This is a genomic window from Bacillus sp. FSL K6-0993, assembly GCF_037977205.1.
Classification (GTDB): domain Bacteria; phylum Bacillota; class Bacilli; order Bacillales; family Bacillaceae; genus Bacillus; species Bacillus subtilis.
On record NZ_CP150275.1, the window covers coordinates 1,017,859 to 1,034,025 of the forward strand.

General features: G+C 44.3%; 16 protein-coding genes. 6 read left to right on the plus strand and 10 right to left on the minus strand.

Annotated features, from left to right (window positions below; translation table 11 throughout):
* Positions 1-69 precede the first annotated feature (69 nt).
* Together bmrC and bmrD are read left to right on the plus strand one after the other, a co-directional pair.
* Positions 70-1,827: a multidrug ABC transporter ATP-binding protein BmrC gene (gene bmrC, locus MHH79_RS05280; RefSeq protein WP_063334966.1), complete on the plus strand. Its 1,758-nt coding sequence runs from the start codon at positions 70-72 to the stop codon at positions 1,825-1,827.
* A complete protein-coding gene (bmrD, locus tag MHH79_RS05285; RefSeq protein WP_063334967.1) occupies positions 1,824-3,845 on the plus strand; it encodes a multidrug resistance ABC transporter ATP-binding protein/permease BmrD in 2,022 nt (673 codons plus the stop codon). Before bmrC ends, bmrD begins: the two co-directional genes overlap by 4 nt.
* A gap of 49 nt (positions 3,846-3,894) precedes the next feature.
* On the opposite strand, the gene MHH79_RS05290 is transcribed toward bmrD, so the two are convergent.
* From MHH79_RS05290 to spaC, 6 genes are all read right to left on the minus strand, one after another.
* Positions 3,895-4,515, minus strand: a complete 621-nt coding sequence (locus MHH79_RS05290; RefSeq protein ID WP_063334968.1) for an SDR family oxidoreductase — start codon at positions 4,513-4,515, stop codon at positions 3,895-3,897.
* A gap of 38 nt (positions 4,516-4,553) precedes the next feature.
* A complete protein-coding gene (locus tag MHH79_RS05295; protein WP_003245136.1) occupies positions 4,554-4,679 on the minus strand; it encodes a hypothetical protein in 126 nt (41 codons plus the stop codon).
* A 103-nt stretch (positions 4,680-4,782) separates the two neighbouring features.
* Positions 4,783-4,986, minus strand: a complete 204-nt coding sequence (sspB, locus tag MHH79_RS05300) for a beta type acid-soluble spore protein SspB (RefSeq protein WP_003233287.1) — start codon at positions 4,984-4,986, stop codon at positions 4,783-4,785.
* A 210-nt stretch (positions 4,987-5,196) separates the two neighbouring features.
* The gene (locus MHH79_RS05305) at positions 5,197-5,415 is read right to left on the minus strand and encodes a YheE family protein (protein WP_010886462.1); all 219 of its coding nucleotides are present in this window, start codon (positions 5,413-5,415) and stop codon (positions 5,197-5,199) included.
* A 149-nt stretch (positions 5,416-5,564) separates the two neighbouring features.
* On the minus strand, positions 5,565-6,926 hold the full coding sequence (yheD, locus tag MHH79_RS05310; RefSeq protein ID WP_015383228.1) for a spore coat associated protein YheD: 1,362 nt from the start codon (positions 6,924-6,926) through the stop codon (positions 5,565-5,567).
* Positions 6,916-8,007: a spore coat associated protein SpaC gene (spaC, locus tag MHH79_RS05315; protein ID WP_003233283.1), complete on the minus strand. Its 1,092-nt coding sequence runs from the start codon at positions 8,005-8,007 to the stop codon at positions 6,916-6,918. The genes yheD and spaC overlap by 11 nt, the downstream gene beginning before the upstream one ends.
* A gap of 266 nt (positions 8,008-8,273) precedes the next feature.
* On the opposite strand from spaC, the gene MHH79_RS05320 reads away from it, so the two are divergent.
* Both MHH79_RS05320 and MHH79_RS05325 read left to right on the plus strand, forming a co-directional pair.
* Positions 8,274-9,407, plus strand: coding sequence for a DUF445 domain-containing protein (locus MHH79_RS05320; RefSeq protein WP_063334969.1), 1,134 nt, complete (start codon positions 8,274-8,276; stop codon positions 9,405-9,407).
* Between the two features lie 92 nt (positions 9,408-9,499).
* On the plus strand, positions 9,500-9,853 hold the full coding sequence (locus tag MHH79_RS05325) for a YlbF family regulator (RefSeq protein ID WP_003224239.1): 354 nt from the start codon (positions 9,500-9,502) through the stop codon (positions 9,851-9,853).
* Between the two features lie 43 nt (positions 9,854-9,896).
* On the opposite strand, the gene MHH79_RS05330 is transcribed toward MHH79_RS05325, so the two are convergent.
* Positions 9,897-10,970, minus strand: coding sequence for a DNA alkylation repair protein (locus MHH79_RS05330; protein WP_063334970.1), 1,074 nt, complete (start codon positions 10,968-10,970; stop codon positions 9,897-9,899).
* Positions 10,971-11,455: 485 nt separating this feature from the next.
* Here MHH79_RS05330 and MHH79_RS05335 point away from each other — a divergent pair, with 485 nt between their 5' ends.
* Positions 11,456-12,322, plus strand: a complete 867-nt coding sequence (locus MHH79_RS05335) for a Cof-type HAD-IIB family hydrolase (protein ID WP_003233277.1) — start codon at positions 11,456-11,458, stop codon at positions 12,320-12,322.
* 111 nt (positions 12,323-12,433) lie between these two features.
* Complete coding sequence (locus tag MHH79_RS05340; protein ID WP_063334971.1) at positions 12,434-13,939, plus strand: coproporphyrinogen III oxidase; 1,506 nt, start codon at positions 12,434-12,436, stop codon at positions 13,937-13,939.
* Between the two features lie 17 nt (positions 13,940-13,956).
* On the opposite strand, the gene khtU is transcribed toward MHH79_RS05340, so the two are convergent.
* The 3 genes from khtU to khtS form a co-directional block, all read right to left on the minus strand.
* Positions 13,957-15,174 (minus strand): K(+)/H(+) antiporter subunit KhtU, encoded by a 1,218-nt coding sequence (khtU, locus tag MHH79_RS05345; protein WP_063334972.1) that lies wholly within the window; start codon positions 15,172-15,174, stop codon positions 13,957-13,959.
* A gap of 6 nt (positions 15,175-15,180) precedes the next feature.
* On the minus strand, positions 15,181-15,678 hold the full coding sequence (gene khtT, locus MHH79_RS05350; RefSeq protein WP_015383233.1) for a K(+)/H(+) antiporter subunit KhtT: 498 nt from the start codon (positions 15,676-15,678) through the stop codon (positions 15,181-15,183).
* Between the two features lie 63 nt (positions 15,679-15,741).
* Positions 15,742-16,080, minus strand: coding sequence for a K(+)/H(+) antiporter modulator KhtS (gene khtS / locus MHH79_RS05355; protein WP_010886463.1), 339 nt, complete (start codon positions 16,078-16,080; stop codon positions 15,742-15,744).
* Positions 16,081-16,167: the final 87 nt, after the last annotated feature.

Sequence of the window (16,167 nt, forward strand, 5' to 3'; positions counted from 1 at the left end):
TCGTGCCAAATTGGATGAAAAAAGCTGCAAGGAAAAAATAGAAGGCGGCTGATGAGGAGATGGGGATAGATGTTTTCAGTTTTGAAAAAGCTTGGCTGGTTTTTTAAGGCGTACTGGCTGCGCTATACGATTGCGATTGTCCTTTTATTAGCAGTCAATGTCATTGAAATGTTTCCGCCTAAGCTCTTGGGGAACGCCATAGATGATATGAAAGCAGGGGCGTTTACTGCGGAAGGGCTGCTGTTTTATATCGGTATCTTTTTTGTGCTGACGGCGGCCGTGTATATCATGTCTTATTTTTGGATGCATCAGCTGTTTGGCGGAGCGAATCTGATGGAGAAAATTCTTCGTACGAAGCTGATGGGGCATTTGCTGACTATGTCGCCGCCGTTTTATGAAAAAAACCGGACAGGCGATTTAATGGCACGAGGGACAAATGATCTTCAGGCCGTCAGTTTAACGACAGGGTTTGGCATCTTGACGTTAGTCGATTCTACGATGTTTATGATGACGATCTTTTTGACGATGGGGTTTTTGATCAGCTGGAAGCTGACCTTTGCCGCCATTATCCCGCTTCCAGTCATGGCGATTGCAATCAGTCTATATGGAAGTAAAATTCATGAGCGGTTTACTGAGGCCCAAAACGCGTTCGGGGCGCTGAATGACAGAGTGCTGGAATCTGTTTCAGGCGTGCGGGTGATTCGCGCGTATGTTCAGGAAACAAACGATGTTCGCCGGTTTAATGAAATGACCGCTGATGTTTATCAGAAAAATATGAAAGTGGCTTTTATTGATTCCCTGTTTGAGCCGACGGTGAAACTGCTTGTCGGCGCAAGCTATCTGATTGGGCTCGGCTACGGAGCGTTTCTTGTATTCCGGAACGAGCTGACGCTTGGAGAGTTAGTGTCCTTTAACGTTTATCTAGGCATGATGATTTGGCCGATGTTTGCAATCGGTGAACTCATTAACGTGATGCAGCGCGGCAATGCGTCATTAGACCGGGTAAATGAAACTCTTTCTTATGAAACGGATGTGACAGATCCAAAACAGCCCGCTGATCTTAAAGAGCCTGGAGATATCGTTTTCAGTCATGTCAGCTTTACATATCCAAGCTCAACAAGTGACAATCTTCAGGATATTTCATTTACGGTGCGAAAAGGGCAGACTGTCGGGATTGCAGGTAAAACCGGGAGCGGAAAAACCACAATTATTAAGCAGCTTTTGCGCCAGTATCCTCCAGGTGAAGGGAGCATTACATTTTCAGGCGTACCGATTCAGCAAATCCCTCTTGACCGGCTTCGCGGATGGATCGGATATGTGCCTCAGGATCATTTACTGTTTTCACGGACTGTAAAAGAAAATATTTTATACGGAAAACAGGATGCAACTGATAAAGAGGTTCAGCAAGCCATTGCCGAAGCACATTTTGAAAAAGATTTGCACATGCTTCCGTCCGGTCTGGAGACAATGGTCGGTGAAAAAGGCGTGGCACTGTCAGGCGGGCAGAAACAAAGAATTTCGATTGCGAGAGCACTCATGGCGAATCCGGAAATCTTGATTCTGGATGATTCACTATCCGCTGTAGATGCCAAAACAGAGGCTGCAATTATCAAGAACATCAGAGAAAACCGCAAAGGAAAAACGACAATGATTTTGACGCACCGATTATCCGCGGTAGAGCACGCTGACCTGATCCTTGTGATGGACGGCGGCGTCATTGCTGAGAGAGGCACACATCAAGAACTGCTGGCCAATAATGGGTGGTACCGGGAACAATATGAAAGACAGCAGCTGTTCACTGCGGAAGAAGGGGGAGCAGGGGCATGAAAATAGGAAAAACGTTATGGAGATACGCACTTCTTTATCGAAAATTGCTGATCACAGCCGTCCTTTTGCTAGCTGTTGCCGTCGGTGCAGAACTGACTGGGCCCTTTATTGGCAAAAAAATGATAGACGACCATATCCTCGGCATTGAGAAAACATGGTATGAAGCTGCGGAAAAAGATAAAAATGCCGTTCAGTTTCACGGCGTCTCATATGTCAGAGAGGACCGCTTGCAGGAGCCTGTTTCAAAAGCAAAAGAAGCGCATATTTATCAAGTGGGAATGGCGTTCTATTTTGTTGATCAGGCTGTCAGCTTCGACGGGCATAGAACGGTTTCTGACGGGAAGCTGACGATCATAAACGGAGACAAGAGCCGAGCATATGCTGCCGAAAAGCTGACTAAGCAGGAACTTTTCCAGTTCTATCAGCCGGAAATAAAGGGAATGGTGTTACTGATCTGCCTGTATGGGGGCTTGCTCGTGTTTTCGGTATTCTTTCAATACGGACAGCATTATCTGCTGCAGATGAGTGCCAATCGGATTATTCAAAAGATGAGGCAGGACGTGTTTTCGCACATACAGAAAATGCCGATTCGCTATTTTGACAACCTTCCGGCCGGAAAAGTCGTTGCGCGGATTACCAATGATACGGAGGCTATCAGGGATTTATATGTCACAGTGCTTTCAACATTTGTGACAAGCGGAATCTATATGTTCGGGATATTCACGGCCTTGTTTCTGCTTGATGTGAAGCTTGCGTTTGTATGTCTGGCAATTGTGCCGATTATCTGGCTGTGGTCGGTCATATACCGGAGATATGCGTCATATTACAACCAAAAAATCCGCTCGATCAACAGTGACATTAACGCAAAAATGAATGAGTCAATTCAAGGCATGACCATTATTCAGGCTTTCCGCCATCAAAAGGAAACAATGAGAGAATTTGAGGAATTAAATGAATCACATTTTTATTTCCAAAACAGGATGCTGAATTTAAACTCCTTAATGTCCCATAATCTGGTCAATGTCATCCGCAATCTTGCGTTCGTCTGTCTGATCTGGCATTTTGGCGGTGCGAGCCTGAATGCGGCCGGGATTGTTTCTATCGGTGTGCTGTACGCGTTTGTCGATTATTTGAACCGGTTATTTCAGCCGATCACAGGCATCGTCAATCAGTTTTCAAAGCTGGAGCTTGCAAGGGTCTCCGCCGGGCGTGTTTTTGAACTGCTTGAAGAAAAGAAAACGGAAGAAGCGGGTGAACCGGCGAAGGAGCGTGCGCTGGGGCGGGTTGAATTTCGTGATGTGTCATTTGCGTATCAAGAAGGTGAGGAGGTATTAAAGCATATTTCCTTTACTGCACAAAAAGGCGAAACCGTAGCGCTCGTCGGCCATACCGGATCAGGAAAAAGCTCGATTTTGAATCTTCTGTTTCGTTTTTATGATGCGCAAAAAGGTGATATTCTGATTGATGGGAGAAGCATTTACAACATGTCAAGACAGGAACTCAGATCCCATATGGGCATTGTGCTTCAGGACCCGTACTTATTCTCGGGTACAATCGGATCTAATGTAAGTCTGGATGACGAAAGAATGACTGAAGAAGAAATAAAAAATGCACTGCGGCAAGTCGGTGCTGAGCCTCTTCTAAAGAAGCTTTCGAAGGGCATTAATGAGCCCGTGATTGAAAAAGGCAGCACGCTATCCTCGGGAGAGCGGCAGTTAATTTCTTTCGCTAGAGCTTTGGCGTTTGATCCCGCGATCTTGATTTTAGATGAAGCTACAGCGCATATTGATACAGAGACAGAGGCCGTAATCCAGAAGGCGCTTGATGTCGTCAAACAAGGACGCACCACCTTCGTCATCGCTCACCGGCTTTCAACAATCAGAAATGCTGATCAGATTTTGGTTCTTGATAAAGGAGAAATTGTTGAGAGAGGGAACCACGAGGAACTGATGGCATTAGAAGGCCAATATTATCAAATGTATGAACTGCAAAAGGGACAGAAACATTCCATTGCATAACGCTCAAAAAACCCAAAACAATCGTGTTTTGGGTTTTTGGTTTATGTAGTCAATAAGCCAGTCCGACACGGTATCCGACATACTTACCTGTAACGAGCTCACGATATAAAAAGTCCGCAGTATCGCCGACCGAAATGCTTGTGCCGCCCTCAGGCAAAACGTTACGCTCCGTACGATATACGCCGGTTGCTGTTCCGTCCGGGAGGTAAGTGGGGCAGATGATTGTCCAGTCTAATGATGATTCTTTAAGCATTTCGTATACTTTTGTATGCTCCTTGGCTGCGCGGGTCTGCTTTCGTTTCGATTCATTTGTTTCAAACCGGTATTTTCCCGGTTCATATCGGGAATCTAGGATCCCTGCGGTGCCGATCGTAATAAGCCGTTTGATATGCTGTTCCTCCATAGCGGAGAGAATGTGTGCCATAGCAGTTGACAAGGTATCATCACCATCTGTGTCTAGACAGCTGATCACGATTTCAGCATTCTCCATTATTTTTTTCACATCTTCTAAGCGGCGGGCGTTCCCCATGACGGTTCTGTCTTTTGAAAGGGGAAGATCAGTATGTTGAGATCTGATCAGAGCGAAAATATCAAATCTTTCATCTGCTGCAGCTTGTGTTAAAAAGGCCTGTCCGACGCGGCCGCTGGCTCCTAATAAAGCGATTTTCATCAAAAAACCTCCTCGCCTTTCATTATAAAAGGATGTTCTCAGTTTGAACAGCGCGGGAAAGAATACCTGTACAAATAAACAGAACGATGGGAAACATATTCATGAATCATGGATACACTTACGAACTGAACCAGCTCCCAATTCACAATGGTGATGAATGACACCCCGATTCCCTCCCTTTTTTTCTAGGATATGTGGAGCAGGAAAAAAGGGTGACAAAAAAAGAGAGCGCGGAAACCGCGCCCTCTATAGCCATATATTGAATTGTTATTGAACTCTGCCGCCCATTTGCTGCTGAGCGAAAGATACTAAACGTTTTGTGATTTCTCCTCCGACAGAACCGTTAGCGCGAGAAGTAGTGTCCGCTCCAAGGTTAACGCCGAATTCAGAAGCGATTTCAAGTTTCATTTGATCGATAGCCTGAGCTGCGCCAGGAACTAGTAAGTCATTTGAAGAGTTTTGGTTAGCCATGTGTAAAATCTCCTTTTTATTTAGTATGGTTGGGTTAACTGGAGTTGCACCAGATCTGTGAACCCTTATCGGATGTCACTGCCGCCTCGGCGTAACCCAATGCTTTGTCGGCTTGTTACTACGTATTATGTTAAAATGGCCGGAAACTCATGCGGAGAATTGTGTGGTAAATCTTGAGAAAGCAAAAAAAGCTTAGCCGTTTAGGCTAAGCTAGTCATAAATATGAAAAAGCATCAGTTCATGTATCTCGTTTGTAAGAGCAGGCTCGTCAGCGCGGGCGGGAAACAAGTCTCCCCATTCAATTTCACCGCTCTTATGATAGATGCCTTCATAATGGGTTCCTTTATAATAAAATGATATTTTCCAACCGGGCAGCTTTTCTTTTGGGAACAAAGGTTTCCAGCTGAAATGAGAAATCATAACGGCCACGCTCCTTACATTTGGTATCAATTGACCTGAATATAAACGGCTTATGTTCATTGTATCATTGTTCCAGAACATCATTGAAGAGGCCTTAATATGCAGTTTGTCCCAGCCTTGGATAAAGATAAGCCCGCTTTATTAAAAAAGCGGACAGGTTACGAAGGCCACAATGCTTCAGGAGATGTGATTGCCTTCTCAGATAAATAGGACGCGTATTCAAAGCTTCTTCGTTTTGTAAGAGAATCAACATGATGCAAATTTGGATGAGAAAAAATGCTTCGGCCCGGGCGCGAATTCGCTTCAAACATCCATACTTTACCGTTCTGATCAATGCCAAAATCGAAACCGATCTCCCCGATAAACCCCTCGATATGATCATGAAGGACATGGCTTGCCGTCAGTGCCGCTGCAGAAAGCTTTTTTATGACCTCAACTCTTTCAGCGGGATCATCGTATACTTCCGCAAGTGTCTTTACAGTGCCGCCGTTAGAAAGATGTGTTGTAATGCTGTTCTTTCCGGAAATTTTTACGGCGATTGCTGTCACTGTCCATTTTCCTTTTCTGTTTTTATTGGTATGGACACGGAAATCTGCTGGTTTGCCTTGAAATTCGATTAGATCAACACCTTGCTGAATGAGAAAGTCGGACGGGTTGTGCTGTTTTTGAAATTCTGCAAGGAATGAGGCGGCATCGGAATAATCAATCGAAGTAAATGTTTTGGCGTCATTCGTATGCTTTACCGTCAGGCCGCCATCTGTTCTTGTCAGCTGATAAATGCCGGTGCCGAGTGCTCCATTTGCCGGTTTGATATAGACTTTTTTGTATGCGCCACAGAGCTCATCTATCAGCTCCACAGACGGTGTCAGCTCGGATCTAGGCAAAAAGGGTGCCGTTCTCGGATCTTTTTCGAGCAATTGATGAACGTTCCATTTATTGAAAAACGTTTTATTAAACCATGGGATCTGATATTCATCGATCAGCCTCTTTTTTGTATGTTGCAAGAGAAGTGAATCTTCAATTTTTCGGTTCGGCAAACGGTCATAAACGACGTTCGGCAATGGAACGATTTTTTTCTCCCAGCCGTTTTCCCTGTAAAGGAGGCCTTCAATCGTGCCTTCCTCCCAATTGATTTGGTGCGCGCCAAAAACGAAGCAGTAGCCTCCGGCTTGCTCGTGTAACGTGACAAGCTTAGAAAAAAAGAGGGAACGATCCTTAAATGGACGTTCAAGAGATACAGTAAACCCTGCCGTAAAGATGCCGACTAATGGCCCGATATGCACTGTATGATCATGAATCAGTATATCAGCCCTGCTTCGGTGGGGAAGCAAAAGCTCATGAAACAGATTTTCAGAGAGAAGCACGGTTTGTTCCAGATGCCGTCTGTAAGCAACGTGGCATCTGACAACCTTCGTTCCGAATGCGGCATGCAAAAGTCCGTCTTGCTTCAGCGAAGAGGGCAGAAACAGGGTGTTTTCACTGGTTTTGTCTATGCCGATCAAAAACCGTTTAGGATTCACGCGGAAGAACTCCTTTCTGGCTTTGCTCAGAAAACAGATATTGGCAGCGCTTTAGGGGACAAGTGTACAGCTGTTCTTTTTGCTCGGGAGAGACACGAAGGATTGACTTCCTGCCCGGTTTGGAATTGATATCTAAAATCCAAATTCTCCCGTCCTTTGCAAGACATATATCAAGACCGAGTTCAAACAACGGCCCGTAGCGCTCGTCAAGATAATACGGAACCGATTGGGTAATCGAAAACACATCATCTAGTAAAACCACTTGCTGTTTTTTCGGTATATCTTCAAACCAGGAGTCAAATGTCAGCGCATCAGATCCGCCTGACAAATTGGCCAGCAGCCCGTGTTTGTATCCGCGTCTTACTGCCTTTCCGACTGTATTCCATTCACCTGCTTCGTTTTTTTCCATAAACAGACGAATATCACAAGGGTATTGTTCCTTATCTTGAATGTTTAAGTAAGGCTGAAGCAAATATTGATGCTGAAGCACTTTTTTGCACCATGTTTTAAAAGAAGTCTGGTTGGAAAACGTTTTTGTCTGCTTATCCTTTCCGATGTGATAAGTAGCAGTGATGTTTTTCTTGCCCAGCTTCAAAAGAATCACGCCTCTGCCTCCCGCGCCGAATGCCGGTTTAAGGATGCAGGCTTTTTCTTTGGATAAAAAGGAGTGAATTTGTTCGTAGCGGTTCACCTTTATCGTTTCGGGAATATAGGGATTGATTACAGAGTGCTGCTGCAAATCGTGAAGGACGGTCCACTTATCGGGAAGACCCCGCCCAATAAATTCCGTTTTCGGATATTTTTTGAGCCACTCAACGATTGGTTTTGCTTTTTGGGAATGTGAATCCTTGCCGTAAAAACAGCGATCATAAATATAATCTGGAATCGCCATTTCAGTTTCGTTCCATGTGCTGCTGGCCGAATGATAGACCGATGCTTTGACACGCAAAGTGTCAGGTGAAATATCAAATGGTGTAAACCGGATGAAACGTATGCCGAATTCGGGTGCTCTTTTGGCCAGTTCTGCGGAATAATCCGCTTCATGCTGGCGGGATAAGGACATAAAACCGAGTGTTATCATGGTGAGACTCCCCCTTTTATTCAAAAGCTGCCGGCGGGTGTCCGCAGCTTTACACTAAATACATGTAAGACGAACGCAGCTGACGGTATTCTACTTTACAGAATACGATTCTCCACCTTGCCCTATTCCAAAAGAACAAGCTGATTTTCTAAGAATAGGAATTTGTCTCCTCGTTTGCTAAGTGATTGCATGAGCCTCTATAATACGTATAGGTACATAATCTATATGAAAAAAGCTGAAGCACAGATGGAGGAAGATGAATAGGAATGGGTATTGCAGGAACCTTTATTTTTATGATCGTGATCGGCGCTGCCATTGGAGCGGTGACCAATCATTTAGCAATTCAAATGCTGTTTAGGCCGTATAAAGCATACTATTTGTTTGGGAAACGAGTTCCTTTTACGCCCGGGCTGATTCCGAGACGGCGAGATGAACTTGCAAAACAAATGGGACTGATGGTAGTCAATCATCTCTTAACCCCTGAAGGCATTAAAAAGCGGCTCGTCTCTGATGCAGCCAAAACGCAGGCTCTTCGAGTGGGGGAACAGCTGATTCAAAAGCTGTCACTTTCTGAAGTGACAGTAAAAGAAGCGCTTGAAAAAGCCGGGATGAAGCGCCCCGAAAAAGCTGCTGATGCATGGATCAGCAGCTGGACGGATGATAAGCTGAATGAGCTTTTCCGCCAATACGGGCACCAATCGTTAAAAGAGCTGGTGCCTATAGAGGTGCAGGAAAAGCTAGAGGAAAAGATTCCGATGATTTCAGGATATATATTGTCACGGAGTGTCCGTTATTTTGAAAGTGATGAAGGAAAAATCCGTCTTGGCAATATGATTGATGACTTTTTAAAAGAGCGCGGCATGCTTGGAAGCATGGTGCAAATGTTTCTTGGCAATTCAAGCCTTGCGGATCGCGTGCTGCCGGAGCTGCTGAAATTCTTGCGGAATGAGGAAACAAATAAATTGCTTTCTGATCTCTTAAAAAACGAATGGGGCAAGCTGAGGGAGTATACGTTTAATGAAGCAGATGAAAAATGGAATGCAAAGGCGCTCATTTTCAGTTTGAAACGAAGAGTGCTGCAAGCATTTTCGACTGCCCCTTTCTTCGACAATACGATTGGCACGCTTACCGTCCGCTATGAATCTGAGCTGACCCAGCAAATGCTGCCGGCACTGTTAGACAAATTGCTTGAAGGGATTTCGTCCAACCTTGAAAGTGTCTTAAAACGGTTGCGTCTTGAGGAAATCGTCAAGGAGCAGGTGGATCAGTTCCCGGTGGAGCGTCTTGAAGAAATGGTGCTGTCCATTTCAAAAAAAGAATTTAAAATGATTACCTATTTGGGGGGCCTTCTCGGCGGAATGATAGGCGCGATTCAAGCACTGTTTGTCATCCTTTTTTAAGAAGAAATGGTTTTTGATTAATGAAAGGAGCTCCATAGTCTGTTATAGTGGAGTGGTATGTCAAACGGCAATGATGAAAGGAGCTATTTACAATGGCTGTTAATTTTTATGATGTAGCGTATGATCTGGAAAATGCATTACGCGGGAGCGAAGAGTTCACCCGTTTAAAAAACCTTTACGACGAAGTTAACGCAGATGAATCAGCGAAGCGCATGTTCGAAAACTTCCGTGATGTACAGCTTAGACTCCAGCAAAAACAAATGGCAGGAGAAGAGATTACACAAGAAGAAGTGACGCAGGCTCAAAAAACAGTTGCGCTTGTACAGCAGCACGAGAAAATTTCTCAGCTGATGGAAGCGGAGCAGCGCATGAGCATGCTGATTGGTGAATTGAACAAAATCATTATGAAGCCTTTAGAAGAGCTTTACGGCAGTGTTGAAGGCTAATCAGCAAAATCCCTTCTTGGATAAGAAGGGATTTTTTATTCATTCAGCAAACTTGGAAATCCAATGAATCTTTTACCTCTCCATTGATGATCACTGATAATGTATGAATTCCTTTGTAATGCTTTCTGGTGGTTAAATCCTTAAAGGATTGGATTCTTGTGTATGATTTCGTTTCGTTTTTTCGTATATTTGTTTCTGTTATTTTAAATACTTTCTGATGACGCTGGCCTCTTGCTTTTACAAAATCAATTGCGTACTCAATTCTTACTTTTTGATCCCTGTCTGAATGAATATAGAAAGAAAATTCAAGGCTTTCGCCAATAACTATACGTTTGGGCTGGCATGTTAAATCATGTAGTTGTATCGAATCAGCATTTTCATAACCAAAAAGCGCTAAGGCCTGTTTATCACCCTTTTTTAATAAGGTCCGATAGGCGTGTTTGATAATCCAGTCTGTATGTGGATGTGTTCCATACCATTGATCTGCGACTTTTCTCAGTAAATGAGGATGCGTTTTTGATATATCATTAAGGTTGTTGGCCACGCTTTTTCTTACATATAAGGACTCGTCCTGCATCAGCTTCTCAAGGATCGGCAATACGGGGGAAGGGTCCGATTTCAAAGCCGGTATCGATTTTCCCCATGGCAGTCGGGGCCTGCTGCCTTCGCTCGCAAGTCTTCTCACGTGTTCATTTTTATGCTCAGACCATGCAAGCAATTGTGCAATCATCTTTTCTTGATCTAACAGCAAAAAAGGCCTTACAGCAAATTCTGAGGTCGAATATTGCGTAAAGTATTCCAATGCCTTTATTGATTCTTCCCAATGCGCTAACCCGTACTGTTCCACATAATCTGGAAATAAAATTCCGCTGAGTCCTTTAAAATGAGGGGCTGTATCCCGTAAAATTGCGAGCGCTTCAACGTATTGCTTTGGCAAAGTTTCGTATAAAGAAACTGTCATGCGGCGCATCCGCTCTTTTAAAGTGAGTTCAGGCCAGTCCTCCAGCCGTAATGTATCCAAGAATCTGTTTTTGTTAAAATCAGGATAGGATGACCTTACATGATGGATCAACTGAGATATCAGTTCTTCATTATATATTTCTTTTAAATCAGCCATATAAACACCGCTTTTTCGTTTATTATTTATATTGTATGGGAATATACGTTCTGAATCAAGCGTATGGTCCTAAAAATTAACAACTGATCCTACCACGGATATACAAAAGTTGGTTACTTTTTTTAGTTAAAAAAACCCTTGTCATCGGCAAGGAAAACTGAGATAATAGCATTGAAAGCGCCTACACTTACCTATTTCAAATGGATACGGTCGCATATCATGCCGTTATATAGAGGGGATAAGCAACAGAGAGTAAGTGTTCGGAGCGCATCATTGGTCAAACAAGGGGTTCCTGATACATGATTTTTCGTAAATCGAAATAACGATATTAGGGAGAATGGCTGCTTCGATCGTATCCTATCAACAAGCCATACATAAAGTCTGCTGAGCCAGGCTTTTTTTGCTTTAAGAAAAGGTTGTTCTAAACACAGAGACAGGGTCATATCCTATACACAAGTACAGTCATCAAGGAGGGGGACATCTCTGTGTCAAAACAATTGCTTGCCTTAAATATAGATGGAGCGCTGCTTCGGTCGAACGGGAAGATTCATCAGGCAACGAAAGACGCGATTGAATATGTAAAGAAAAAAGGGATTTACGTCACACTTGTGACCAACCGTCATTTTCGCTCAGCACAGAAAATAGCGAAATCGCTAAAGCTTGATGCCAAGCTGATCACCCATAGCGGGGCATATATCGCTGAGAAAATTGACGCCCCGTTTTTTGAAAAAAGAATTTCTGATGATCATACCTTTAACATTGTTCAAGTGCTGGAGAGCTATCAATGCAATATTCGGCTTCTTCACGAAAAGTATTCCATCGGAAACAAGAAAAAGGTGAATTCGAATTTATTGGGGAAAGCACTCATTCATCCGTCTGACCCGATCTTTTATCCAGTCCAGTTCGTTGAATCATTAAGCGATCTCCTCATGGATGAGCCGGTGAGTGCACCCGTCATCGAGGTGTACACGGAGCACGACATTCAGCATGACATTACAGAAACGATTACAAAAGCCTTCCCTGCGGTGGACGTGATTCGCGTAAACGATGAGAAGCTGAATATCGTCCCGAAAGGTGTCTCGAAGGAAGCGGGGTTGGCCCTCGTCGCTTCAGAGCTGGGGCTGAGTATGGATGATGTCGTGGCCATTGGGCATCAGTATGACGATCTGCCGATGATCGAACTTGCAGGTCTTGGGGTAGCGATGGGGAATGCCGTTCCGGAAATTAAGAGAAAGGCAGATTGGGTTACAAGGTCCAATGACGAGCAAGGTGTCGCTTATATGATGAAGGAATATTTCCGAATGCAGCAGCGAAAAGGATTTCTTGATAAGTTCCACATGAAACGTGTGTAAAAAAGCCGCTCGCACCCTGACAGGTGCGGCGGCTTTTTTGCCGGATTGATTTTAGCAGTTTATTTCTGTACACTAAAGAAAGTTTTGAATCTGATAAATTAGGTGATGAAGTTGCAAATTAAAATAGAAGGCATACATGATGACCGCCTGCATCGGCCTCTGCAAAATATTGCAAATTTGTTTTATGAAGAGTGCGAGCTTGCGTATGGCGGAGAGGAGCCCGCAGATTTTGTCATTTCTTTAGCGTTGTCACAAACGGATGAGCATGTGACGGTTTCGGGAGAAGTGAAGGGTACTGGCATAAAGGAACAGCATACAAAAAATTTTTCTCCCGGCATGACTGAAAAAGAAGCTTTTAAGCAAGTGAAAAACACAATTTCTTATGTGTATCTCAATCTTCTTCAGGCGCATACGGGCATTACGCAGAAGTGGGGAATCCTGACAGGAATCCGGCCCACAAAGCTGCTTCATAAAAAACTGCAAAGCGGAATGTCCAAGGAGCAAGCGCATGCTGAGTTGAAAAAAGACTATTTAATTCATGATGAAAAAATCATGCTAATGCAGGAAATTGTTGACCGTCAGCTGGCGGCAGTTCCGGATTTGTACCGAGTAAAGGATGAAGTCAGCATTTATATCGGCATTCCGTTCTGCCCGACAAAATGCGCGTATTGCACATTCCCTGCGTATGCCATCCAGGGACAGGCGGGCAGAGTCGGCTCATTCCTATGGGGACTGCATTACGAAATGCAGAAAATCGGTGAATGGCTGAAGGAGCATGATGTTAAGGTTACAACCATTTACTTTGGCGGCGGGACGCCGACAAGCATTACAGCGGAGGAGATGGATCTGCTGTATGAAGAAATGGTCCGCTCCTTCCCGGATGTGAAAAACATTCGTGAGATTACGGTGGAGGCCGGTCGTCCTGACACGATTACAGAAGAAAAACTCGCCGTTTTAAACAAATATGACATTGATCGGATAAGCATCAATCCGCAATCCTATGAAAACGAAACGCTAAAGGCGATCGGGCGGCACCATACGGTTGAAGAGACCATTGAGAAATATCATCTGTCACGCCAGCACGGCATGAATAATATCAACATGGACTTGATTATTGGTTTGCCTGGGGAAGGCGTGAAGGAGTTCAGGCACAGTCTTTCAGAAACAGAAAAACTGATGCCGGAATCCCTTACCGTTCATACTCTTTCATTTAAACGGGCGTCAGAAATGACGAGAAACAAGCATAAGTACAAAGTTGCCGGCAGGGAAGAGGTTTCTCAAATGATGGAAGACGCGGTAGCCTGGACGAAAGAGCATGGGTACGTGCCTTATTATTTATACCGCCAGAAAAACATTCTTGGAAACCTTGAAAACGTCGGATACTCTTTGCCGGGACAAGAAAGCATCTACAACATTATGATTATGGAAGAGGTGCAGACGATTATCGGCATCGGCTGCGGCGCTGCTAGTAAATTTATTGATCGGGATACAGGGAAAATCACGCATTTTGCGAATCCGAAAGATCCGAAATCGTACAATGAGCGCTTCGAGCACTACACGGACGCAAAAATCAAATATTTAGAGCAGATTTTTGAGAAGACGACAAAGCAGCACTGATCACAGTGCTGCTTTTTTTATCCCTGTTTTTTTGCGGGCTGAACCTCAGGCTTCCATTTAAATACCTTGTTCAGCAAGCGGTAAATTCGTTTTGATTCCTTTGTGACAAGCGGTCCCAAAATCGCCAGAATGAGGACATATAATGCGGCAAACGGCTTTAATGTGGCCGACAGTCCGCCTGCTATTCCGAGATTCGCAACGATAATCGAAAATTCTCCCCGCGATACGATCGTCAGCCCGATATTCGATGAAGCCTTATGAGAAAGCCCTGCGCGTCGTCCTGCCACCATTCCGGCGATAAAATTTCCCAGAATGGTCAAAATCACTGCACCCAACGCAAGCCAAACCGCTTCACCGAGCGAAAACGGATCGATGCTGAGGCCGAAGCTGAAAAAGAACATCGCACCGAAGAAGTCGCGAAACGGAACGACGAGGTGTTCAATCCTATCGGAATGCTCTGTTTCTGAAAAGACCAAACCGAGCAACAGCGCGCCGATTGCTTCCGCTACATGAATCGTCTCGGAAAACCCGGCGATAAAAAAGAGTGCTGCGAAAATGACGATAATAAACACTTCGTTTGAGCGAATGTCCAACAGTTTGTTCAACAGCGGCGGGAGTTTTCTTGCTGCGATAAAAAACAGCAGCATATAACCGAAGGCGATCAAAATGGACAAGAGTGCACTCCCTACGGATGTCGCATCACCTAGCACAAGGCCGGAAACAACGGACAGATATACGGCAAGGAAAATATCTTCAAACATGATGATGCCGAGAATCAATTCGGTTTCCGGATTGGCGGTTCTTTTTAAATCAACGAGCACTTTTGCGACAATCGCACTTGACGAGATTGTGATGACGCCTGCGAGGATGAGGACTTCCAGAAAGGAAAATCCGGTGATAAACCCGTAAAGCAGTCCGAGGCTGAAGTTAATCAAAATATAAATCGTCCCGCCGACCGCGATTGATTTTCCAGATTTGATTAACTTCCCGACAGAGAATTCGAGTCCGAGATAGAAGAGGAGGAACAGTACGCCCATTCGCCCGAAAAACTCGATGATTTCACTGCTTTGAATAAATGTTAGATCAATAATCCCTATTTTCGGCGCGTGCGGTCCAACAAGCATTCCCAGCACAATCAGAAACGGAATAATCGAAAATTTAATTTTATTGGCGATCACACTGGCGATTGCCACAAGGACAAGTGCAGTTCCGACTTCAAATACAAGATGGTCCATCGGGGCTCACACGCCCTCTCCAGAAAGAAAATCGTGAATCAGTTTCTTCAGATGCTTTCTCTCACCTGAGAGGACAAGGGTGTCATTTTCTTCAATAATCGAATCGGCTCCGGGATTTAGGAGCTTTTCCTGGTTGTGTTTGATAATGGCAATCACAGTGACATCGTAATTCTGGCGAACATCAAGCTCTCCGAGTGTGCGTCCGATCGATTTGGCGCCTTTTTCGACCTTAAACCATTCAATAATAAGATCGCTGAAGGCCATTTCGATGGACTCCAGAGCTTGCGGTTTATAGACCATGCCCCCGAGAATAGCTGCAATTTGCCTTGCTTCAGTATCATCCAATGAAATATTTGAAAGAAGCTCATCCGGGTCCCGGTCATTAAACCGGTAAATTTCCCTTCTTCCGTCATCATGAATGATAATCGTCATTTTTTCATGGCTTCTTGTTTCGATTTCAAACTTTTTGCCGATGCCCGGCAGATCGTTTTCTTTAATATTCAATGAAAATCCCTCCGAATGTAGTGTTGGCAGTATGGGGTGAGTTACAAATAAAACTTGAGCAAATTATATTCGGAGGTAATTAGACTGGTATTTGACAGGGACGGCCAAAGCCTTTTCCAGCCTGTTTATCAGCGGTTCGTCAAGTGGTTTGACAGAGAGCTGCCTGACAGACTGCGCCAGCGGGCTGTACTCTTTGATCAGCTCAGCCGGGTGCATGCTGCCCGGCGACGGCGTTTTTGCCGATTGTGTTTCCTGCGGATATGAGGACATAGGCACATAGCTGTCAGTGCTTGCTTCAAACTGGGAAGGCAGAACCACGTCCGAAGGGGGAAAGTACACCATAAATAAACTTAACAGAAAACTGATCAGCAATTTATCCATGTTCCTTTCCTCCCTTCTCATCAAGATATCCCTTCTATTTCACTATATAAAACTTTATGTTTCCATTCAAACAATATGCATTTTTCAGTATCTATTGACCTTGAAAAA

Bases quoted from the DNA above. Each gene is read 5' to 3' on its own strand.
- bmrC (WP_063334966.1), top strand. From the start codon at position 70: ATGTTTTCAGTTTTGAAAAAGCTTGGCTGGTTTTTTAAGGCGTACTGG.
- bmrD (WP_063334967.1), top strand. From the start codon at position 1,824: ATGAAAATAGGAAAAACGTTATGGAGATACGCACTTCTTTATCGAAAA.
- MHH79_RS05290 (WP_063334968.1), bottom strand. From the start codon at position 4,515: ATGAAAATCGCTTTATTAGGAGCCAGCGGCCGCGTCGGACAGGCCTTT.
- sspB (WP_003233287.1), bottom strand. From the start codon at position 4,986: ATGGCTAACCAAAACTCTTCAAATGACTTACTAGTTCCTGGCGCAGCT.
- spaC (WP_003233283.1), bottom strand. From the start codon at position 8,007: ATGATAACACTCGGTTTTATGTCCTTATCCCGCCAGCATGAAGCGGAT.
- MHH79_RS05320 (WP_063334969.1), top strand. From the start codon at position 8,274: ATGGGTATTGCAGGAACCTTTATTTTTATGATCGTGATCGGCGCTGCC.
- MHH79_RS05325 (WP_003224239.1), top strand. From the start codon at position 9,500: ATGGCTGTTAATTTTTATGATGTAGCGTATGATCTGGAAAATGCATTA.
- MHH79_RS05330 (WP_063334970.1), bottom strand. From the start codon at position 10,970: ATGGCTGATTTAAAAGAAATATATAATGAAGAACTGATATCTCAGTTG.
- khtU (WP_063334972.1), bottom strand. From the start codon at position 15,174: ATGGACCATCTTGTATTTGAAGTCGGAACTGCACTTGTCCTTGTGGCA.
- khtS (WP_010886463.1), bottom strand. From the start codon at position 16,080: ATGAGAAGGGAGGAAAGGAACATGGATAAATTGCTGATCAGTTTTCTG.